Origin of the sequence: Photobacterium pectinilyticum (assembly GCF_024357955.1) — a bacterium.
Taxonomy (GTDB): domain Bacteria; phylum Pseudomonadota; class Gammaproteobacteria; order Enterobacterales; family Vibrionaceae; genus Photobacterium; species Photobacterium pectinilyticum.
On record NZ_JANEYT010000022.1, the window covers coordinates 22083 to 44833 of the forward strand.

Below are 22751 nucleotides of genomic sequence, written 5' to 3' on the forward strand. Positions count from 1 at the left end.
AACGTTTTTTTGCAAAAGGATATGACAATGAAAACAACCCCTATTACCTCATCGTTGGCAGCGCTTAGCCTTGTGATTCCGGTTTCGGTACAGGCGCATCCCGGACATGAGCATTCTTCATTCTTTAGCGGGCTTTTGCATCCTATTACCGGTGTCGATCACCTCATTATGCTACTCGCATTTGGCGCATTGGCTTTCTTTGCCGTTAAGAAAACCACGACCCAATTGAGTTTATTGGCCGTCGCGTTAGTCGCATTAGTGACCGGAATGGTGGCTGGACTCAATTTGGGGGAGGTAAGCGGTATTGAGGGCGCGATTGCAGCGTCGTTACTTGTTGTTAGTGCTGCACTTTGGCAAGTGTTTTCTGGTAGCCAAGTGGTAACTCGAATGGCAGTGGCGCTGTGTGTTGCCCTCATCTTTTGTCATGGTTATGCCCATGGTGTCGAGGCCACCGGTAGTGTTTCGCAGTTTGCTGTTGCGATGGCAATATCGGCATCGGCATTGATGTTGTTGGGACACCGGTTAGCGGCATTTGCATCAAGCCGCTGGGTTTCTGCTGGTGTTGCTTCTGCCAGCCTTGTTTATTTGCTGGTGGCTTAATATGGCGGCCGAGGAGCTGAGAATAAAGGAAGTCGAACGAGGTGATGATCCCATTGCCACCTACCGTTTGTTTCAGTTAATAAGCCCCTCGCTGCCAATTGGTGGGTTCACCTATTCGCAAGGGTTGGAGTGGGCTGTCGAGGCGGGGTGGGTAAAAAACAGGGTATCCATGGTCCTGTGGTTGGAGAACATATTGCGCTATAGCGTGGCAACTCTTGAGCTTCCCCTTATTGATAGGTTCTACCAAGCGATTGAAACTCGCGATATACCGAGCATCGAAGCATTGAGTAACTTGCTTTGTTCAAGTCGGGAAACCAAGGAGTTGCGGGCCGAAGAAATTCAGCGGGGGAAAGCGCTGAATGTGCTGCTGAAGCAGTTGGATATTCCTGTTGATGATTACCTTGGTAGCAATACTGATCCTAATCAGTTGGTCGGTCTGTGTGTCGCAGGCTATTTATGGGGGATAAGCCCTGAAGCCATGAAGCAGGGGTACCTCTGGAGCTGGGCTGAAAATTTAGTGATGGCAGGTGTAAAGTTGGTGCCGCTGGGGCAAACCGATGGTCAGCGGGCTTTGATGGAATTGACCCTGCAGTTTCCTGAGATGGTTTCTATCTCGACACAGATCGATGAGGTGATGATTGGCAGTTTTACACCGATTGTGTCGCTAGCCAGCAGCCTGCATGAAACACAATATACCCGTTTGTTCCGTTCATAAGCCTGATGTGCTTTGTGGGCAATAAGATAATAAGGAATGTTATGGAAACATATAAGCAGCCACTTCGTATTGGGATTGGTGGTCCGGTTGGTTCCGGTAAAACCGCATTACTTGAGGTTTTGTGTAAAGCGATACGCGATAAGCTGAATATCGCGGTGGTGACGAATGATATCTATACCCAGGAAGATGCCAAGATCCTGACAAGGACCGAGGCTCTTGATCCTGATCGGATCATTGGCGTGGAAACCGGTGGGTGCCCTCATACCGCAATTCGTGAAGATGCCTCGATGAATCTGGCCGCGGTAGAAGAGCTAGCCAAGCTGCACCGTAACCTTGATGTGGTGTTTGTTGAAAGTGGCGGCGATAACCTCAGTGCAACTTTTAGTCCTGAGCTTGCTGATCTCACCATCTATGTGATTGATGTCGCTGAAGGTGAGAAGATCCCCCGCAAGGGTGGCCCGGGTATTACCCGCTCTGATCTGCTGGTGATCAACAAAATTGACCTTGCGCCCTATGTAGGAGCGTCACTGGAGGTAATGGAAGAAGACACTAAGCGGATGCGGCCTAATCGCCCTTATGTCTTTACCAACCTTAAAGAGTCCCAAGGGCTTGAAACAATCATCGACTTTATCATTACCGAAGGGATGCTGACGCCGAAAGGTGAGTAAGCGGAAGGTAATTCGATTATAAGTGACAGGGATCTGAGCAATCAGATCCCTTTTTTATTTAGGGTGGTATTATACCAACCTACATAAATACTTGATCAACTACTTATCCAGATTGGTATTAGGCTCTCCGTTCGAAGCGAGAGAGTCAGGATCTCTTCAATACTCAAGCTCATATGAATAGAGAGCGGTCTAAATTATTTTAATGAGCCCTGTTTTCTCTTTGACTGTAATATAAAGTGATGGATTTTCAGATTTAAGGCTGTGAGCGCTAACCAATTAACCCTGTTTTTTTACGAACATCGTTGATGCAAATCTTTAAGCTGTCAGCGATTTGAATAAGTTCATTAAGCTCCAAATCGGTAAATGGGTGAGTAAGTATTGATTCGGCCCCCTGCGCATTAACAACCGTTGGTAAGCTTAAAACAACATCGTGTAAACCATACTCACCACGGACCATCGTGCCTATTGGTAGAACCGAGTGTTCATTTATTGAGATAGCTTGAATAATCCTAAATACACTGGCGGCAATGCCGTGGGCAGTATTTTGCTTACGCTTGAAAATCTCAAATCCGGCTTGTTTTACCGCTTCTAATAACTCCGTAGGGTCGATAGAGGGAAGGTGGTTGGTATCACAGTAATAATCGGCAGGTTGCCCAGCGATACTGATCAAACTTTTTGGCGTGAAACAGTGACTTCCGTGCTCGCCAAGCACATATCCAAAGACATTCTTTGGGTCGAGTTTAACCCGTTTACCGATAATGGTCATAAGCCGTGCTGTATCGACAAGGCAACCAGCACTTAGAACCTTGCTGGCGTTAAAACCAGTATTCGCAACGATGAAGTAAGCGACGATATCGCAAGGGTTGGTTACGACAATGAGGATAGCATTTGGCGTGACTTTTTCGATTTGCCGAGCGATATCAACGCCAATCTTGCTATTTATTTCGGCAAGATCAAGTCGAGATTGTCCATCTTTGATCTGTGCGCCTGCGGTGATCACAACGATTTCAGCATCAATGAGATCATGATAATCATCGCTAGCCGTGAGAGCGGTATTCTTCGAGAAAGTGAGGGCCTCAGTATGACTGAAGTCGAGGATTTCACCTTCGGCTCTTTCTCGGTTTTTATCTAATAGAACAAGCTCACTAACACTACCTAGTGTGAGTAGGTAGTTACATACTCCGACGCCAACAGCCCCAGCACCAATAATTCCTATTTTCATGACTACATTCCTTGTGCGTGTCCTAAATATTATCTTACTGAAATATTTCTGATTGAGATAGTGATTCCAAGTGTTATTACCGATATTCTGGCTGCCATTTCATTTAGTGTGATTGGTTGTAAGTGATTTTTTAATTAGAACTTCAAAGTAAAATGATTAGATAAAATGAAAATTATGTAATATAAAGTAACGTAGTATAATCCTTTTTGTGTTGTTTTAAGTTAAATCGAATATTTAAACTATCGCTAATAGTCATTTTATATCGATAGTAAATAATGTGATTAGTATATTGACATCTAATGCAAATAGGGCCATTACAGGTTCGTAATGTTAGTGCTAATGAACGGTGGAGGTTCGGTCATACCGTATCGGGCATATGCTTGGTCGCTGTAGTAAGCCCAAAGTTGGTTTCCAAAGTCGTAGTGCCACCATTCACTCGGTAAGTTTGTAAATCCCGCTTGAATCATAGCGAAATAGAGCTCGCGACGATAGTGTGCCGATAATGTATCGATATATTTTGTGCTTTCAAGCGCGGAGCTCCAAGATAAAGAGCTATCTTGATCAAACGCGGTGCCTAAATCGAGAATACGGCCAAAACGATCACATAGGGTAACATCCACCGAACCACCTGTTAGGTGAGGGCTTGGTTTTTTTGGATCACTACAGGGTGGGGAGACCTGTTTTCTGACTATCTCGATTAAAGCGGCTTCGGAGCAGTGTCTAAATTTAGGGTGCTGGTGATATTGAGAATATAGCTGGCTAAAAAAGTACTGCTGTACCAAGAAAGGCCTCCAACCATCTAGTACAACAAGCGTTACACCTTTAGGTAAATATGATGCAGCGTTAATTAATCGCTCAAAAACTGATTCACGTACAAAGCATTCAGAAATGGCATGCTTGACGCCTTTTTTGTAGTAGTTTGGGTAGCATTTGATATCAGTTGCTATGGAGAGAGGAACTAAGCTCTCCTCATTATCATTGATAAGAATGGACTCCATTTGTTGCCAAACTGGCAATGAGATTGAGGGTATCGTCTGCATATTAGTTAAATAAACCTGGGAAGAATAACGTTAGTTGTGGAATAAAGATAATTAGAGTGAGTATGCTAAGTGCATAACCAATAAACGGGATGATCTCTATGAATAAACGGCTTAGCTCAAGTTTGCTTACGGCGCTTGCAACATATAGGCAGGCCCCCATAGGTGGAGTAATCAAAGCTATGGTGATATTCATCGTGATAACGATACCGAGGTGGATTGGATCTATCCCTGCTTGCAGTGCAACAGGCATAAATATAGGGGTTAGTAGCATCAGCGCCGACACCTCTTCCATCAACATTCCAATAAAGAAGGTAATCAAGCTGAGAATAAACAGGATTAATACAGGATTATCGATAAAGGGAGTCAAAAGGTGAGTAAATAGTGTTGGCACTTGAGCGTAACCTAATACCCAGGTGATCACGGATGAGGCTGCGATGATCAAAAAAATTGCCGAGGTCAGTTTTGTGGCATCAATGATAGCCTTAACTATTAATTTAAGACTGAGAGTTCTAAGGAGTACGCCAATCACAAGCGAATACAATACAATAAGTGCCCCTGACTCAGTCGGGGTAACGATACCAAAAATAATACTCATTACAATAAGTATGGGTGCAAATAAAGCGGGAGTTGCATACAAAAATGCGTTTATTACCGATGGTAAACTTTCTCTCTTATCATTGACTGGAAGGTTGTTTTTACGTGCGTAGTTCCAGTTTACAAAAAAGAAGCACAAGCCTAGTAATAATCCAGGAATTATTCCGGCTAAAAAAAGGTCACCAACCGATGAATTAGTTAGTGAGGCGTAGAGAATCATAAAAATACTTGGTGGAATGATAGGCCCAATTAACGAACTACCAGCGGTTAAGCTTGCTGCATAACCCGTTGAGTAACCTTCTTTTTTCATTGCTGGAACAAGCATGGTTCCCAGTGCTGTCGTATCGGCAATCGCAGAACCATTGACTCCAGCAAAAAACACACTCGATATAACATTAACATAACCTAGCCCTCCTTTTAGATGACCGACCAATGAGCGAGAAAAATTCATCAGCCTTGGCGTAAGCCCACTTTCATTCAACAGATTACCTGCAAGAATAAAAAGTGGTATTGCCATTAGTGAAAAGCTGTCGATACCGCTAAAAAATTGTTGCGGAATAATACGAAATGCTAGCTCAAAATCAATAAAGGTAAATCCGACTATTGATGCGAGAAGTAGTGAGATAAACAGTGGTACACCTAATAAAAGGTGAATAATAAAAATGGTGATAATGGCAATAATCATACTGTCTCCTTGGCGGCAATGAGTACTTCAGTAAGCCGAATAAAGGTACAGAATAACAAGCAGGTGAAACCAATTGGTAGTGCTAGCATCGGGATGGTTTTGCTGATGTCTAGTCCGATAGTGGTAAAACTGTGAATTGAAATAGCGTAGCGGTAACTAAAATAGGCCATAAATAGGCAAATGCATATACTAATACTGTAGGTATAGATAGATATTGCAAGTTTTATTTTCTTAAAGGGCAACTTATCCACTACATTTAAGCGCATATGCTCTCCGGATAACATAACAACCCCCGCAATTAGCATGCTGGCGCTAATCATAAGGTAGCGAGATAACTCATCGACCCAAATTGGCGATGCACCTAAAAAATAGCGTGAAAATACGCCGTAGAGTAACGTTGCTACATTGACAATAATACTTAGAGTGGAAATTGTAATAAAAAATGAGCGAAAGCTCGTTAATAGCTTTTTTTTCAACATATGAATTCCAAATAGCGCCGTTTCCATGGCGCCAAATTGTTTAATGGTTTATAGGTTTTCTAGGTCACTATTGGCAAGATCTATCCACTTTTGATTAATTCCTTTTTTCTCAAGCCATGCAATAAAAGAAGGTTGGGCTATCGCATAAAACGCATCGAGTTCATCTTGGGTTGGCGAATAGACTTGCATTCCATTTTTCTCAAGGTAATCGACCCTAGATTGGACCTGCGCTTGCACCGCTTCTCGGTTCATATCGTTGGCTTCTTTTATTGCATCAAGTAACAGTTTTTTATCTGTTTCTGACAGGCTTTTCATTAGCTTGCCGTTTCCGATGAGGAATTGGTCAGAATATTGAATATTGGCCAGCGTCATATATTTTTGGACCTCGTTTAAACTACCCATAATAATATAAGCTGGTGGGTTCATCTGGCCATCTGCAACACCTGTACGTAATGCCATATAAACTTCTGTCCATGGAATGGGTGTGCCTGAGGCACCAAATGCTTCATATAGTGCGACTTGGCTTTGATCCATGGCGCGAAACTTGAGACCTTTAAAATCATCAGGTTTACGAATTTCTCTCACGTTGTTAGTAAAGGCTAAGAATCCCCCCTCCTCAACCACAGCCAAGATATGCGAGCTGGTTTTTTGGTTAAAAGTATGTTGGATATTTTCCCAATATTTTCCCTGGTCGAAGAATTGGCGAGCCTGTTCAAAACTCTGCAACATAAAAGGACTTGCACTCACAAAAATTTCTGGCATCAGTGGGGAAACACCCGCAAAAGAGGCGATATTTAAGCTTGGGGTGTTGATCACTTGCTCCATTCTCTCTTGCTCTTCTCCTAACATACTGTTTGGGTAAAGCTGGATTTTCATCTCACCACCCGATTGCTGTTCCACAATTGCTTTTAAGTTCGAAGCAAAAAGGTGAACGGCATTTTTTTCTGCATCCGGCGCACCGTTATAGCTCAAATTAATAGTTTGTGCTTGTAATGTTGCGCTGCAAAAGCAAGTTATTGCAAATGTACTCATACCAACAAACAGTTTGGCTAAGCTAGATCTAATTTCCATATTAAAACTCCTTTTATTGTTAATTATTCACCATCAATGCTGATGGTTGTCTATTCCTCTGGGATAAATCGTTGATGGACCCGACTTGTTAGTTTTATAGTGAGTTCATAAGGAATGGTGCCCAAGTTTTTCGCTACATGCTCAATGGGGAGGTGTTGACCCCATAACTCCACAGTATCCCCCACTTTATCTTGGTGTGCGGAACCTAAATCTACGGTCATCATGTCCATAGAAACTCGCCCTACGATGGGAACAGTGCGGCCGTTTATATATACCGGGGTGTTGGTGGGAACCAGCCTCGGGTATCCATCACCATAGCCAAAGGCGATAACACCTATGTGGGTATCGGTCGGTGAACGCCATGCCTCACCATAGCCTACTGGTTCATTGGCTGCGTGTTTACGAATGGCAATAAGCCGACTTGTTAATGTCATGACTGGGGTGAGGTTATGATCTGTGCCTGTATGCTCAGCACTCGGCGAAATACCATATAGGGCAATTCCTGTTCTTGCTATATCCATATGGGCGTGAGGCCAGAACAGTAATCCTGCAGAATTAGCGATGCTCTTGTTACCGGCATAAGTTTGGGTTGCTCTAGTAAAGCTAGCTATCTGTTGCTCGGTTTTTGGGTTGTCAGGCTCATCCGCATTGCTAAAGTGACTGATAAAACCGACTTCACCCTTAATTTTATTTGTTCTGCGAATGCGAGCAACGACATCACTGATTTCGTAGGGGGAGAAACCGAGACGGTGCATCCCTGTATCGACCTTAACCCAGACTGTAACAGGATTAACCAAGGGATAGTTTTCTAAGTCGATCAGTTGTTGGTGGTGGTGGATAGTGATATCGAGTTGAAACTGCGAGGCAAGCTGTAAGTCCTGCCCGTTAAAGCACCCTTCAAGTAACAATATAGGCTGGTTTATTCCTGCATGGCGTAATTGTAGCGCCTCCTCTAGCCGCGCTACGGCAAACTTGTTTGCGTTAGGTAACGCCTTGGCTATTTTTATCGCGCCATGCCCATAGGCATCACCCTTAATTACTGCGATTAATGGTTGATGATTATTTTGTTGACTTAACTGTTGGTAGTTTAACTTAATTGCATTTAAATCGATAAGGGCTTCCGCTGTGATCATAGTATGGTTTGCACGACGATTTATATCGTTCCAACGCGTCCAGGTTAATAGATACAATGGTGAACTAAATGCAATTTAAGTGCCATTTGTAAAATAAGGTGAATAATTATTTGTGACAATGGTTTAGCTAGCAATAATAAGGCTTTCAAAGGAAGTAGGTAAAATTAACTAAGGCTGAAATATTGGTTGATTAATTATTGAGCACAGTTAATGTGCACTGAAAAGGTTTATATGCACCAAAAAGGTACAATAAAAATGACTCACTAGAAGCACAAGAAAAAACGTTAACAAATTATTAACCGGTGGAAGTGAGTTTTAATTAAAAAGGTCCCAATTTTATTGGATAAAAGGTAAATGACGTTAAAAAAGAATAAATGGTTACGAATGTTACTTTCTTTAACTTTGCAGAGGTATAATATTTGGTTTATCTTGATTATTTTAGTGCTATATAAAATTGAGTCAATTATTTAATTTTGATTTAAATCAGGCGTTTATGGATTTTTGGTGAGGTTTTGGTGGAAAAATCTGTTTATAAATCACTGTATTTGAAAACCTGTCACGATTTTTGCACTGTTCCTGTGTGACTTTAATCTCGATGTTTATAGTTAATGATAAATTAATTTAATTTAAGGAAGAGTTAGAGATGGATCTTAATAAACCGTATTTATTGTTTCTTGGTGATGCCGCGGACCCTCTTGCCGCTAAGGTTGCACAGGGGATTAAAACATGGCGTCCAGAATACTGTGTTGGGCAACTGCGTCTAGAAAATTGTTATGCTGATGTGGGCCTCGATGATATTTCGATAGAACAAGCAGTGGATGCTGGTGCTAAGACCTTGGTTATTGGTGTTGCAAATCGTGGTGGCGTGATTTCCGAGCGGTGGCTCAGTGTATTACTTGATGCATTGCAAGCGGGGATGGATATAGCCTCTGGTTTACACAACAAGCTTACCGACATTCCTGAGCTGGTTGATTGTGCCGCGAGATATAATCGTACACTGTTTGATGTACGTTATCCCACCCAGAGTTACCCTGTGGCGACGGGCAAGAAGCGTACAGGTAAACGCCTGTTAACCGTCGGGACTGACTGTTCTGTGGGAAAAATGTACACATCTTTGGCTATAGAACAAGAAATGAAACGGCATAATATCGATGCCGATTTCCGTGCCACGGGGCAGACCGGGATTTTGATTACTGGCTCTGGTGTAAGCGTGGATTGTGTGGTTGCAGATTTTATTGCTGGCGCTATAGAAACCATTACACCGGATAGTACCCCTGATCATTGGGATGTGATTGAAGGGCAAGGTTCATTGTTCCACGCTTCTTTCGCTGGGGTAACAATGGGCTTAATCCATGGCTCTCAACCTGATGCGTTAGTATTGTGTCACGAGCCAACACGTACCCATATGCGTGGCTTACCTGATTACCCATTACCGGATATTGTAAAATGTATGAAGGTGAACTTGGAGGCCGCCAAACTCACTAACCCAAGCGCGGAATTTGTTGGTGTATCGGTTAATACCTCTGGGCTGGAAGAGCAAGACGCTTATGGCTACATGGAGAAGCTTGAGACTCAAATTGGTCTTCCTGTTGTCGATCCTTTCCGCCAAGGTGTTGCCCGTATTGTTGATTACATGGTGACATCGTTATGAAGTTGAACATAGTCAAGCAGCGTTGGCCTATTCGTGGATCATTCACCATATCTCGTGGCAGTAAAACAGAAGTCAATACATTGATTGTTGAATTAGAGCACCAAGGCGCAACAGGCCGGGGGGAATGCGTTCCCTATGCTCGTTATGGTGAATCGCTTGACAGCGTTGAGGCCCAACTGCGCTCTATAGCTTCTCTGGTCGAAGAGGGAGCAAGTCGGCTCGATATGCAAAAACTGTTGCCGCCCGGTGCGGCGCGTAACGTTATAGACTGCGCGTTTTGGGACCTTGAGTGTAAGCAACAACATTGTTCTATTTGGCAGAAGTTAGGTTGTGTCCCTGATGCACTTGAAACGGCATTCACCCTTTCGTTAGACACGCCAGAAAAAATGCAGCAGATGGCGGCAGACAATGCGTTTCGTCCCTTATTGAAGCTGAAGCTGGGGGGAGAAGACGATCTACAGCGGGTTAAGGCTGTTCGTCGAGGGGCGCCTTCAAGCAAGCTCATCATTGATGCGAATGAGGCTTGGGATATAGAGAGTTATGAGCGCGTAGTGCCGGAGTTGTTTAAGTTAGGAGTGGCCATGATAGAGCAGCCTTTTCCTGCAGATAAAGATCATTGGCTTGATGAGGTGGCAAGGCCTATTCCAATTTGCGCCGATGAGTCGTGCCACGATAGAACATGCCTAGAAATGTTGGTAGACCGCTTCGATATGATTAATATCAAGATTGATAAAACGGGTGGCTTAACCGAAGCGTTGGCACTTAAGCAAGAAGCCGAAAGAATGGGCTTGGCTGTGATGGTGGGATGTATGCTCTCTTCATCGCTGAGTATGGCGCCGGCATTTGTTGCGGCGCAAGGTGCCGATATTGTCGACCTAGATGGCCCTTTGCTATTAAGCCAAGACATTGAACATGGATTTGAATTTAAGGACAACCAAATGCTGCCTTTCGGCACTGAGTTATGGGGATAACATGATGCAACGAATTGTGTATATGAACGGAAGCTATGTCGCTGAGAGTGATGCCACCGTTTCTATCTTTGACCGTGGTTTTTTATTTGCCGACGCTGTATATGAGGTGACGGCAGTACTGGCTGGTAAGCTTGTCGATAACAAGGGCCACCTTGCTCGTCTTGAGCGCTCGTGTAAAGAATTAGGTATGAAACTGCCTGTTAGTGCTGATGAGCTTACCCAGATTCAAAGGACCCTCATCGAGAAGAATCAACTTACTGAAGGAGGGATATACCTGCAGCTTACCCGAGGTAACGAAGGGGATCGTGACTTTAGTTATAGTGATGATATAAAGCCTACTTTGGTGCTATTTACCCAGCAGCGTGCCTTGCTCGATAGTCAGGCGGCTAAAGAAGGGATTAAAGTGATTTCAATGGAGGATATCCGGTGGCGCAGGCGAGATATCAAAACGACCAGCTTACTGCCAGCTTGCTTGGCGAAACATCTCGCGCATCAGGCGGGTGCTGATGACGCTTGGTTAATTGAAAATGGGCTTGTTACCGAAGGTGGCTCTAGCAATGCCTACATCGTTACTCATGATAATAAGATCATTACTCGGCCTTTAAGCAATGACATTTTGCATGGAATAACTCGAGCATCGTTATTAAAAGTGGCTGAGGATTGCCAAATAGAGCTTGAACAGCGTGCCTTCACCATTGAAGAAGCGTACGAGGCAAAAGAGGCATTTGTAAGCTCAGCTACCACCTTTGTTTGGCCTGTTGTCGCAATAGATGGCAAGACCATTGGTGACGGTCAACCAGGAGAGATAGCGAAAAAGTTACGAAGTACTTACATCGAAATGGTGCTGGCATTTACTCAATAGTGATGGACCGGCTTTATTCATTGTTGAATTTATCGCCGGTGTAACCCATGCAACATGACTGGTGGGAACTATCGGAGGGAGGCGTCGATTGGCGAAAAAGAGACGAGTTTAACCGCCGAACTCTATCTTTTTTTACCCAAGACTGATAGTGTCGCATCCCTTGCGACAACAGGGTGGGGTAGATGAATGTCTTGCTGGTGTTGTCAGTGTTTCTTAAGCCTGTGAAATAGTCTTTCAACGTACAGGCGATGACAGGATATTACCCGTGAGCAAAAACGCGTTTTCAACTTTGAATCTAAAACCTGATCTGATCTCTAACCTAGAAACGATGGGTTATGAATCGATGACTCCTATCCAGAGCCAAAGTCTGCCACATATTTTGGCGGGCAAGGATGTAATCGCTCAGGGTAAAACAGGTTCGGGTAAAACGGCCGCTTTTGGTCTTGGCTTGCTTGACCATCTTAATGTTAAGCGCTTCCGTATCCAGTCATTGGTATTGTGCCCAACGCGTGAGCTAGCAGATCAGGTTGCTAAGGAAATCCGTAAACTGGCACGCTCAATCCACAACATCAAAGTGCTGACTTTGTGTGGTGGTATGCCATTTGGTCCGCAAATTGGCTCTCTTGAGCACGGTGCCCATATTATTGTCGGTACTCCGGGCCGTGTGGAAGAGCACCTACGTAAAGGTTACCTATCTCTTGACGATCTGAATCTGTTGGTACTTGATGAAGCTGACCGCATGCTAGAGATGGGCTTCCAAGATGCTTTGGATGCTGTTGTCGATGCAGCGCCGGCTGATCGCCAGACTTTGCTATTCAGTGCAACGTACCCTAAGCAGATTGAATCTATCGCTCGCGATATCATGCATAAGCCAGTGATGGTGAAGGTAGAGTCTACCCATGATGAAAACACCATCGATCAGCACTTCTACCATGTAGACTCCAACGAAGACCGTATGACGGCGCTTCGCTTGTTGCTGTCCCTGCACAAACCAGAATCGAGCGTCGTGTTCTGTAATACTAAGCGTGAAGCACAAGAAGTGTCTGATGAGCTGGAGTATTACGGTTTCAGTTCAATGGCGTTGCACGGCGATTTGGAGCAACGTGAGCGTGACCAAACCTTGGTACGTTTTGCTAACAAGAGTACCTCTGTGCTGGTTGCAACAGATGTTGCTGCACGTGGTTTGGATATCGAAGCGCTGGATTGTGTGATCAACTATCACCTTGCGCGTGATACTGAGGTGCACGTTCACCGTATTGGCCGTACCGGTCGTGCGGGTAGCAAGGGTGTTGCATGCTCTTTCATCAGTGATAAAGAGCACTATAAGGTTGCTCTGCTGGAAGACTATTTGGAGAGAGACATTGTTGGTGAGGCATTGCCTTCAGAGTCGTTGTTAAACCAACCGACTTTCCGTCCAGCGATGACGACGTTACAAATTCTTGGTGGTAAGAAGCAGAAAGTTCGTCCTGGTGACATTCTTGGTGCACTAACGGGCGATAACGGTATCCGTGGTGATCAAGTTGGTAAGATCAATGTCTTCGATATGGTTGCCTATGTTGCAGTGAAAAGCGATGTTGCTCGCGTGGCACTGAAGAAGTTGGAAAACGGTAAGATGAAAGGCCGTTCGTTCCGCGTGCGCGCTATCAAGCGATAATTAACGCATTTACCGCTTTTGCATGATTGAGCCATGGTTAGATCCCACTTTGGAGATCTCCATGGCTTTTTTATTCCTATCTTGAGCGGATATCCCAGAATCTGTCAGAAATAATCGGTACAAAAACAAATAGATAACTACGGAGAGTGTTATATGTTTAAGAAAAACGTCCTGATTTCTGCAGAAAGTGGCCTCCATACCCGACCAGCAGCCAAGTTCGTGAAAGCGGCTAAAAAGTATGCTGAAGAGATTGAAATCGTTTCTAACGGCAAAACAGCAACAGCTAAAAACCTATTCAAGTTACAGACGTTAGCGCTTGTTCAGGGGACGCAAGTAACCGTGCAATCAACTAACCAGCAAGCGGTAAATGAGCTGGCGACGTTTATTGAAAACGTGACCGGTTAGCCTTTGGGTATTAACGATTGGTCGGAGTAAACCGACTTTTTTAATCACGCTTTACACGAAAAGCCTGCTCAATGAGCTAACTCCTATCACTTAAGGTGTTTGGAGCGAGCTGGATAATGAGTCTGAACGGTCCTTGATTTGGGCCGTTTTTTCGTTCAGAAAGAATGCAGCGCTTTACGCGTTCTTATACCAACCTACATAAATATTTGAACAACGACTTATCCAGATTGGTATTACATCGCCCTCAGCTTCTTTTGCAATACGGCTTATCTCCAAACGAACTAGGTTGTTAAGTTCGGTGTATTACCGCCCCGTTTGGAGCGGCAATATCGGTGGTTTAGCTCAAAAATCCCAGTGTTTTCTGGTTGAAGTTTGCTAGATTTGGGAAGAGGTTATCAAGTGAGTCTGTCGGTGTCCCAAACCAATGGGCAAGCGTTGCGGCGACTTGATCGGCGGAGGTTGTCGGGATCATGCGACCATTATTGTTGATTGACCAGTTGCCATCATGGATCAAGTCGGGCATGTCGCCGTAATACCGACCGCCAATAACGGCATCACCCATGACCAGCTCATGGCCTGCCCAGCCGTGGGCGGTTCCTGTTCCGTTGGTGAGCTGCGAGCGCCCGAAATCCGACATGGTGAAGGTGGTCACGTTGCTACCTAGACCAGAAGCATCAAGCTCGCCCTGGAATGCCGCTAATGCTTCAGCGAGCTCTTGGTACAAACGATCTTGGGCTACCAGTTGGTTGTTATGGGTGTCATAGCCGCCTTGAACGACATAGAAAACTTGTCTTTGTTGGTTTAGAGCGGCATTGCCTTTGAGTACTTTTGCGACCAAAGACAAGTTATTAGCCAGTGATGATTTTGGAAAACTCGTCGATAGTTCTGCTTCCAGCAATGGGTCTAGCTGAGCCCCCGATGACAACATCTGCTGTTTTATGAGATTAATTTGTTGCCTGAACAGATTGGTACGCTCCACGACCATATCATCTTTGAAAGCTTGCTCAAGGCCTTCAGCCAATCCAAAGGCGTTGATATTGGCACTTTCCGACAACAATATTTGCTGGTAGCTGTTTGACAGCAGGAAGTTGGTTTCCTCGCCGGTACTGTAGCCCGGACTGAAATCATAGACAGGACTTGCCAGAGTATCGAGTAGGCGTCCTGCCCATCCCGTGTCTATCTCCCCGCCAACAAACCCACTGCGTTTGGCTGCCTGCATATCAGCATGAGAACCAAGGCGGGAAATTGACGGTACGCTCTTGGCCTCGAACGCTGACCTGTCTCCGGCGGCGATCAAGTTGCCTGTATTGATGATGGCAGTCATTTTCCCTTGGTTAAATAAATCAGACAGGGGGCTAAGTGCTGGGTGGGCACCCAAGGCAAGCTCCCCGTCCATCGCTAAGTTCACTAGCTGGCTTTTGTCGATTGCCAGTGCACCTTTGGCAGCGCTGTATTCATCATAACGAGTAGAGAATGTTGGGATAAGCATATTGTGTGAATCGTTGCCACCGGCAAGAAATACACACACTAACGCCTTGTAGTCACCGCCAGCGGCCATGGCCAAATTGCGCATGCCAATACCGGTCGATAATGAAAGCATGCCTGCGGTCGCGAGGGATTTTTTGAGAAATTCACGTCTTTTCATTATCGTTACTCCTGGATCAGGTATTCAGGCGAGGTGACAGTTTGCCAGATCATCCCCTTGCAGCGAATACGGCCGTTGCTAGCGCCTATTGAATCGGTGAACTGGCGGTAGGTGGCAAGCATGGTATTACTGATAGGTTGGTGGTAGAAGGTCTGCTCGAGGTAGGCCATTTGTTCTTCGAAGTTGGAAACGTGGCTGATGTTATAGCAACCGGAAATATCGACTTTATTTTTTTCATTTATTTCTGGTGTTTCGAAGTTTTTATTCTGGCTAATCACCGAATGTAGGATGTTACTTAAGACCTTGAAAGATGAAGCATTAAGTACGGTTAGCTCTGGTGCGACTAAGCCTTCATCTTTCAAGCTACCGTCAGGTACGTCTTCGGGGCGGTAATAATTGAAGACCGATGGGGAACCGAGAGGAATTTGGCCGTAGGCGTCGGCGGTATCGAGATCCTGGTAAATACCATCGATGTTTCCTCGCATCGACATCGCCCGGGCCAGATTGGTCATGACAATCAGTGGCTCTTTGACTTTGAATGCTTCACCATTTCGGGCTTCTTCATCACTCAAGATGGCTTTTGCGACCATGGCGAGATCCCCCCGTACTCCTTGCCCGTTGTTGCGAAAGACATTAGCGACCCGCGTGATGTAGTCAGGTGAAGGGTTCGACGTCACCAAGCGTTGAATAAGGATTCGGCTAACAAAAGCCGGGGTGTTGGGATGATTGAACAAGATATCGATAGCAAGGTTTAAGTCTTGCTCTGCTGATTTCCCACTGGAAAAAGTGATACCCATCACTTGCTTACTGCCACTATCATGGCGGCTTTCATTGGGCTGCATCGACGCAAAAAGTTCACCGTTGCTCAGATCGTCCCAGTCAGTATTGTTTGCCAGGTGCCAGCCGGTCAGCGCCCGCGAAAATTCACCGATATCGGCTTCGGTGTAGGTGGCGATTGGGTCGCCTGATGCATTCAAGAATGGCGAACCATCTGGTTTAAGTTCATCGAGCCCGATGGTGAATAACTGCATCAATTCCCTTGGGTAGTTTTCATTGGGGCGGATCCCCTCGAAGGGGTTTTCTTGCTGACTGCCGATTGATGTTAGGTAGTACCCCATTGCCGGATGGCGTGATACATCGAGGAGTAAGTCCCGGTAGTTCCCCAGCGCATACTTGATGAGAAGATCGTAGTAGTCAGTAAGAAGCTTGGGATGAAGGCTAAGGGTGGCATCTTTCTCCGATACAACTAGGATCTGACTGAGGGCAAAGGCCATACGCTGACGGAGCTGATCTGGCGCATTGATGCTTCGGTCCCACCAGACCCGATAACGGGTTGTGGCTGAATCTTCTTCGCCGTAGGCCAGGTAATCATCATAACGGGGTAAGTGGTAGCTCGGTGCAGCGTTGACCTGCTCGTAAAACCAAGATTCAAACCCTTGTGATTTCAGTTGGCCAGGATCTGAGGGGGAGGGACCAAATGTCGCTTGGAATAACAAAGATGCTGCAGCCTGCTCGGTAGCGAGGACAACCTCGGGAATGTCTGGGGCCGAGGTTTGTACATCTATTCGCGGGTAAATGAGATCTCCAGAAACATTTCCGCTGGGTTCGACTACCCAGGTAAAGGGGCCAAATGTGCTGGTCTCTATACCATCAGTCACGGTGAAGGTGACGTCTGGGTAATAGCCTTCAGATCCTAGTGGCGGCATACGATCTACGTTAGGTTTTGCCCAGAACACACCATTAGCATTGACCCAAATGAAGTCCGGTAAGTTTTCACTTGACCATGTTAGGGAGCCTTCGCCGTCGTAGTCTATAGGTATTATCCAGCGGTATTTGTCGCCGACGGTGCCCCGTGGAGGTTGAATATCAGAGGGAATTTCTAGCGTTGCGTAGCTTGGTGCTGATAGGGCGATGGGAACGGTAATCCATAACCACCGGCTCACTTTGAAAAGTCGCATCGTTGCCTCCTTTGTTAGACGATAGTGTGAGTATTAGCAGGCAATAAGCGAGAGGTGATGCCAATTCATTGATTATGTGAATATCTGGGCTGGAAATCACGTTTACTGGCATTTCTGTGCCTACGTGACGGTAAAGGTTATGGTGGTCGGGGCTTGCCGAGCGGTAGTCGCCTATATCCCGAAGATTTACATTTTAGTTATTACTTGAAAACCGATCTATCTCGTTGTTTAAAATGGCAAAGTCGGTTACGTTAAATACATAAATATTGTTTATTCACCCAGTTGATATTGGGAGCAAGGATGATGCCTTCTCTAAAGCCAAAAGCTGCAATTGTAATGGCCAAAGATCGGCTAGGTGGCCTGCTGCTGGTTGCCTGCTGCTTACTCGCTTTTGTATGGGCAACGCTTCACCCAACCTCTTATTCTGCATTCAAACTCTACCCACTTGCCGAGGGCATATCATGGCAACTTTTTGTCAATGATTTGCTTATGGTCCTTTTCTTCTTGATGGTTGGTCTAGAGCTAAGTAATGAAGCCAAGCATGGCGTGTTTAGGACCAAACGGGCAATTGTCCTGCCTTTGATTTCTGCCTGTGCGGGCTTTATCTGTCCAGCGGTTATCTACCTTGCTCTTATCGGCGGATTTGCCTCGCCAATGAGTAGCGGATGGGCAATTGTTACTGCTACAGATATCGCCCTTGCGCTTGGTTTGCTGTCGCTGTGCAGTCGCGTCCCTGTGAGCTTAAAAATGTTTTTGCTTGCTGTCGCCATTTTTGATGACATGCTAGCCATTATCACCATTGCTGTTTTCTATACAACGACGTTTGAGGTGCTGTACCTGTGCTTGTCTGTGGGCATTACCGTATTGATATTTTGGTTGACTCGCCGGCAGGCTAAGAGCTTGTCGCTGTATTTGGCCTTGGGTACAATTTTGTGGTTTGTACTTCTCAAAGCGGGTATTCATCCCGTTTTAGCTGGTGTGGTTATCGGGTTCGCATTGAGTCAAAGCGGCTGTGCACTTAGCCACCGGACAGAGTCTGGGTTGCAGTGGGGGGTGACTTTGCTGGTACTGCCTATGTTTGCTTTGTCAAACGCTGGCGTGTCGCTCGCTGGTACTTTTACCTTAGAAAATGTTATCGACCCTGTTGCTGCTTACATCGCTATAGCGATGCTCATTGGTAAACCATTGGGTGTATTCGGCTCAGTCTGGCTGGGGGTGCGGATGAAGATCTTTGAATTACCTGAAGCGACGAATTTGCGTATGTTATTCGCCCTGTCCATTTTTTGCAGTATCGGATTAACACTCTCTTTGTTTATCGGTGAACTGTCCGGTTTGGGGAATGATCACTATAAATTGGGTATCGTGGTGGCTGCGTTGGTGGCGAGTATTTTAGGGCTGATACTTATGCATTTTGCGACCCGCCAGGGTAACGGTGTGTTTCAGGTTAGGGGCGATCAATAAGGCGGTATTTTGCTATCGGTTCCATTTTTACTTAGTACCTGCTGTTTTGTCCATAGTGGTTAGACAGGTTGTCGGTGTTCGTGCCTCCTTTCCAGCCCGTTGGTTTGGCAATGGCGATAACCTGAAGGGCGTTAAAGGCATTGCCATTAAACAAGCCCTGGGATAATTCCTGGTGTTGGTCAGGATATAACTCTCCAAAGAGTGCATACGCATATTTCTGATAGCGTTGGTTTAAGGCCGAGCTATCCAGCACTGCTGAAATCTGGCCGTTTGTGTAGCTCTCTCTTGGGCCATAAGACTTGAGCAGCATTGGGCCGAGTACCTTAATGTATCGGCGGATAGCTCTTCGCTTGAAGAACTGGCTAAATCTGAACATCTCACACCTCTTAAACCAAATGACTTTTAAACCAAAACAGTTCTTATACCACACATTATTAATACGGTGTTCAATAGCATTTTACAACCGTGTTTATTATTGGGACTGACTCAACCTTTCAGCAATAAAATCTATAAAAGCTCTTACCCTGACTGGCTGACTGGCTGACTGGCTGGCTGTGGCTTTCTTTGTAAACGGCATAGAGCGGAACAGTTTGCTGTTGGTAGTCTGTTAGTACATGGATCAGCTCTCCTGTGGCGATATAGGGGGTTATCATCCACTTTGGAGTTGTGTCGCAAACAGTGGTGCTTAGTTAAGATCCCTGATAGTACTCATTACCTTTAGCATTATGACTATCAACTTTTCCGGTCGCCACTTTCCTTCCAGCATCATCCTTCAGGTTGTTCGCTATTACGTTTCTTATAAAAAATTAGCTACCGTGAAATCGAAGAGATTATGGCTGAGCGGGGTATCCATGCTGATAACTCAACCATCAATCGGTGGGTCATCAAATATGCTCCCTTCCTGGAACATCAGGCTCGTCGAAGAAAGAAGCCTGTCGCTTCTTTGTGGCGGATGGAAGAGACATACATCAATGTCAAAGATCAGTGGAAATATTACTACCGAGCCGTTGATAAGTACGGCAAGGTCATTGATTTTTTACTGTGCGCTCACCGTGATGAGAAAGCTGCTCGCGCCTTCTTCATTAAGGCAATAGGCCATAACGGATTACCTGAAAAGGTGGTGCTCGATATGAGTGGTGCCAATGTGTTAGCGCTGCATAATATCAACGTCTAACTCTGGCTGACGGGGAGGGTGCTCTACTTGATTGAAGTGCTTCGAGTTAAGTATTTAAACTACCTAGTCGAACAAAGCCACCGAAAAGTGAAGGTAAGATGCATCAGTGTCTGGGATGGAAATCAGTACGGTTGTACTTCGGCATAATTTTGCGACATAACCGAATGTTTATCAGGGTAACGAAAAAAGGCTAAATATCTTTAGATATCTAGCCTTAATTTATCAGTCTAACCGACTAGCATCACGTAACGTAATAGCGTGGGTCTGGGCGTTCTTCTATGATTAACTCATCTAAGCTAATGAATTAATGACCTTTGAACGAACAGTTAAATTCACCACTGTAATCAAAATCAAAGTAGTACTCAACGAACCCTTCAGAGCCTTCTTTTGTCGTCTCAACACCCGTCGTAGAAAGGCCGGTTAACTCATCCGCACAACGATAGGCCTCTTCAAGCTTCGCCGATGCAAATGTAACCTTATCTGTGCCTGGCGCAACTAGAGTAAACACTTCAGCATTCTTAAATTCTAGCTTCAAATCATCATCTTGCTCTTCTAGACGATCATTCAAGTAGTACTGTACTAAATTACGGTTATTAAATGCAGCTTCTTCTTTAATAAGCTCAGCCTTATCAATTCCTGGCATATCAACGTTCGATGCTCGGTAATTATTGGTAATCACATAAATTTCCGCATCATCATCAATTTCTTCACCTTTAAATGTCAAAGATGTTAGTTGTTGATTGCTGGCTGTTTCATCATAATTAAAGCCGTTAATATTTGTAAAACGAGGCTTGTTTACAACATTCACTTCATATTTTAAAAGGCCTTCACCGCCATTATCAACACCACCATAAAACGCATCAAAGTTGTAGCCAGGGAACCCTTCGACTAAGAATGTTTCCCCATCTTGAAGTGGTAAGTTGTTGTAAGCATTTGAGTTAACCCACTCAATCCAGCGCTTCATATCTGCGCCAGTCATTTTCAAAACAGCGGGTGTATTGTTGTCAAATACATAGATATCTGCAACAGATGCATTAGTAAACTCACCGTCTTGGATATTAGTAAAATCTTCACCGCCGTTACGGCCAGACTTAAATGGTGCAGAAACAGACAAGAAGAAAGCATCGGCTGATGCATCAGGGAATTGCCCCTCATCTTTCCATTTCATCAATTGATGAAGCTGCGCTTCATTAACAATTTGAATCGATAGATCTGGTACAAGCTGAGGGAAAAAGCTGTTTACGTTAACATCAATTTCTGCAATTGTATCAGCCATATACTCAACTGTACCCTTATGCTCTTCTGCTACAAGAGCTTCGATAACAGTATCAGACTGTTCTGGGAGCAATGACCGTAGTTTAGCTGTGGACTGACTATGATCAACATGCCAAGTCTCACCACCATCTTTAGAATTCAATTTGATATCAATGACGCCCAACTTAGCACCCCAGAAGCCAGGCATAACCGCCGGAATACCATTAATAAGCCCTTTCTCTGATTTTACCCCTTCGATTTCACTATATTCACCCGTAGAATTTGGGAATTCACGGTGGTCATGACCAAACATGATAGCATCAACATCATCAACATAAGCCAGTTGAAGCGTCGCATTTTCAGCAAACTCACCATCTTCGTCAGCCAACCCTGAGTGCGGAATAGCAACAATAACATCAGCACCTTCAGCCTTCATCATTGGAACATAATGTTCAGCAGTTTTTTTAATATCAGAGACTAGAACATTACACTTCAAGTGAGAACTATCCCACCCCATAATCTGAGGTGGAGTGAAGCCTATAACACCCACTTTAACGGTGTGGTATTGACCATCATCACCAAGAAAATCTCGATCAAGGATAACATATGGGGAGTGCATGCTTTCTGCTTGTTCATAGAAATCTTCAGTAATCTGAATTTCACACTCTTCCGCGTCAGTGCTCACTTTTTCAAGACTGTCGTCAGCTTTCCAAATGTTAGCAGATACATAAGGGAAATCAGAACCTTTCAGTGCTTCTTCTAGATACTCAAGGCCATAGTTAAACTCATGATTTCCTAAGTTTGCTGCATCGTATTTAAGATGATTCATTGCCTTGTAAACAGGGTGTAGATCCCTTTTAAGGTGTTCAACTCCGAGATTTGCCATGTAATCCCCCATTGGACTACCTTGAACCAGATCACCATTATCAAACAACATACTGTTGTCAACTTCTTCTCGTGTTTCTTGAATCACGAGCGATGTACGAGCCAAACCCCACTCAGGCATTGAATTGGCATTAACATCTGCGTTGACAAAATAGTTATAAGGCATGACATTCGTATGAATATCCGTGGTCTCCATGAGACGTAGGTCCATACTAATATAATTATTACTGCCACTATCGCTATTACAACCGCCCAACAATATTACGACTGAAGATGCCAGCAGCAATTTTTTCGTTTTTAAACTCATTTAACTTCCAGGGAAATTCGGTATAAAAAATGAAATCAAATGAAATCAAACGAAATCAAATGAAACAGAATGAAATAAAATTATAAGTTGCAGGATAAATAATGTCACGGTTGGATAATACCTGTCCGGAGTTACTTAACTGTTAAATAAACACCTTTCATCAAGTGCTTAGATTATTGGTGTGGTTTATTTTTAAACATAAAGATATATATATCGTCAAGTTATCGATTACATTCTGCATTTATGTTAATAGCAAACGTTTCCCATCTTTCCACCTAAAACGTGAACAAGATCACACGGCGTTAACTATCACTGAA

19 protein-coding genes and 1 pseudogene are annotated in these 22751 nt (G+C 44.6%); 10 read left to right on the forward strand and 10 right to left on the reverse strand.

Going from position 1 to position 22751, the window contains the following annotated elements:
- Positions 1–27: 27 nt before the first annotated feature.
- Genes NHN17_RS11445 through ureG form a run of 3 tightly spaced genes read left to right on the forward strand, consistent with a single transcriptional unit; the run spans position 28 to position 1983 of the window.
- Entirely contained in the window at positions 28–600 is a 573-nt protein-coding gene (locus tag NHN17_RS11445) for a HupE/UreJ family protein (RefSeq protein ID WP_255042643.1), read from the forward strand.
- Between the two features lies 1 nt (position 601).
- On the forward strand, positions 602–1315 hold the full coding sequence (locus NHN17_RS11450; RefSeq protein ID WP_255042644.1) for an urease accessory protein UreF: 714 nt from the start codon (positions 602–604) through the stop codon (positions 1313–1315).
- Between the two features lie 41 nt (positions 1316–1356).
- Positions 1357–1983, forward strand: a complete 627-nt coding sequence (gene ureG / locus NHN17_RS11455) for an urease accessory protein UreG (RefSeq protein ID WP_255042645.1) — start codon at positions 1357–1359, stop codon at positions 1981–1983.
- A 268-nt stretch (positions 1984–2251) separates the two neighbouring features.
- Here ureG and NHN17_RS11460 read toward each other — a convergent pair whose 3' ends face one another.
- From NHN17_RS11460 to alr, 6 genes are all read right to left on the reverse strand, one after another.
- Complete coding sequence (locus NHN17_RS11460; RefSeq protein ID WP_255042647.1) at positions 2252–3205, reverse strand: lactate/malate family dehydrogenase; 954 nt, start codon at positions 3203–3205, stop codon at positions 2252–2254.
- A 314-nt stretch (positions 3206–3519) separates the two neighbouring features.
- Complete coding sequence (locus NHN17_RS11465; protein WP_255042648.1) at positions 3520–4203, reverse strand: M15 family metallopeptidase; 684 nt, start codon at positions 4201–4203, stop codon at positions 3520–3522.
- A 43-nt stretch (positions 4204–4246) separates the two neighbouring features.
- A complete protein-coding gene (locus NHN17_RS11470) occupies positions 4247–5524 on the reverse strand; it encodes a TRAP transporter large permease (RefSeq protein ID WP_255042649.1) in 1278 nt (425 codons plus the stop codon).
- Entirely contained in the window at positions 5521–6003 is a 483-nt protein-coding gene (locus NHN17_RS11475; protein ID WP_255042651.1) for a TRAP transporter small permease, read from the reverse strand. Before NHN17_RS11475 ends, NHN17_RS11470 begins: the two co-directional genes overlap by 4 nt.
- A 48-nt stretch (positions 6004–6051) precedes the next feature.
- On the reverse strand, positions 6052–7074 hold the full coding sequence (dctP, locus tag NHN17_RS11480; RefSeq protein ID WP_255042652.1) for a TRAP transporter substrate-binding protein DctP: 1023 nt from the start codon (positions 7072–7074) through the stop codon (positions 6052–6054).
- A gap of 50 nt (positions 7075–7124) precedes the next feature.
- Complete coding sequence (gene alr, locus NHN17_RS11485) at positions 7125–8207, reverse strand: alanine racemase (protein WP_255042653.1); 1083 nt, start codon at positions 8205–8207, stop codon at positions 7125–7127.
- Between the two features lie 643 nt (positions 8208–8850).
- Here alr and dgcN point away from each other — a divergent pair.
- The 5 genes from dgcN to NHN17_RS11510 all read left to right on the forward strand — a co-directional run bounded on the left by dgcN (position 8851) and on the right by NHN17_RS11510 (position 13750).
- Positions 8851–9858, forward strand: a complete 1008-nt coding sequence (gene dgcN / locus NHN17_RS11490) for an N-acetyltransferase DgcN (protein WP_255042654.1) — start codon at positions 8851–8853, stop codon at positions 9856–9858.
- Positions 9855–10829, forward strand: a complete 975-nt coding sequence (dgcA, locus tag NHN17_RS11495; protein ID WP_255042656.1) for an N-acetyl-D-Glu racemase DgcA — start codon at positions 9855–9857, stop codon at positions 10827–10829. Before dgcN ends, dgcA begins: the two co-directional genes overlap by 4 nt.
- Position 10830: 1 nt before the next feature.
- The gene (locus NHN17_RS11500; protein WP_255042659.1) at positions 10831–11691 is read left to right on the forward strand and encodes a D-amino-acid transaminase; all 861 of its coding nucleotides are present in this window, start codon (positions 10831–10833) and stop codon (positions 11689–11691) included.
- Positions 11692–11956: 265 nt separating this feature from the next.
- On the forward strand, positions 11957–13345 hold the full coding sequence (gene dbpA / locus NHN17_RS11505) for an ATP-dependent RNA helicase DbpA (protein ID WP_255042660.1): 1389 nt from the start codon (positions 11957–11959) through the stop codon (positions 13343–13345).
- Between the two features lie 153 nt (positions 13346–13498).
- On the forward strand, positions 13499–13750 hold the full coding sequence (locus tag NHN17_RS11510; RefSeq protein WP_255042662.1) for an HPr family phosphocarrier protein: 252 nt from the start codon (positions 13499–13501) through the stop codon (positions 13748–13750).
- Between the two features lie 337 nt (positions 13751–14087).
- Here NHN17_RS11510 and NHN17_RS11515 read toward each other — a convergent pair whose 3' ends face one another.
- Positions 14088–15395, reverse strand: coding sequence for a DUF1501 domain-containing protein (locus tag NHN17_RS11515; protein WP_255042663.1), 1308 nt, complete (start codon positions 15393–15395; stop codon positions 14088–14090).
- Between the two features lie 5 nt (positions 15396–15400).
- Complete coding sequence (locus tag NHN17_RS11520; protein WP_255042664.1) at positions 15401–17353, reverse strand: DUF1800 domain-containing protein; 1953 nt, start codon at positions 17351–17353, stop codon at positions 15401–15403.
- 300 nt (positions 17354–17653) lie between these two features.
- Here NHN17_RS11520 and NHN17_RS11525 point away from each other — a divergent pair, with 300 nt between their 5' ends.
- The gene (locus NHN17_RS11525) at positions 17654–18814 is read left to right on the forward strand and encodes a Na+/H+ antiporter NhaA (RefSeq protein WP_255042665.1); all 1161 of its coding nucleotides are present in this window, start codon (positions 17654–17656) and stop codon (positions 18812–18814) included.
- A 31-nt stretch (positions 18815–18845) separates the two neighbouring features.
- Here the strand turns inward: NHN17_RS11525 and NHN17_RS11530 are convergent, their stop codons facing one another.
- Positions 18846–19190: a DUF6559 family protein gene (locus tag NHN17_RS11530; protein ID WP_255042666.1), complete on the reverse strand. Its 345-nt coding sequence runs from the start codon at positions 19188–19190 to the stop codon at positions 18846–18848.
- Between the two features lie 349 nt (positions 19191–19539).
- On the opposite strand from NHN17_RS11530, the pseudogene NHN17_RS11535 reads away from it, so the two are divergent.
- Positions 19540–20135: pseudogene (locus tag NHN17_RS11535) on the forward strand (IS6 family transposase).
- A gap of 157 nt (positions 20136–20292) precedes the next feature.
- Here NHN17_RS11535 and NHN17_RS11540 read toward each other — a convergent pair.
- Positions 20293–22434: a bifunctional 2',3'-cyclic-nucleotide 2'-phosphodiesterase/3'-nucleotidase gene (locus NHN17_RS11540; RefSeq protein WP_255042670.1), complete on the reverse strand. Its 2142-nt coding sequence runs from the start codon at positions 22432–22434 to the stop codon at positions 20293–20295.
- Positions 22435–22751: the final 317 nt, after the last annotated feature.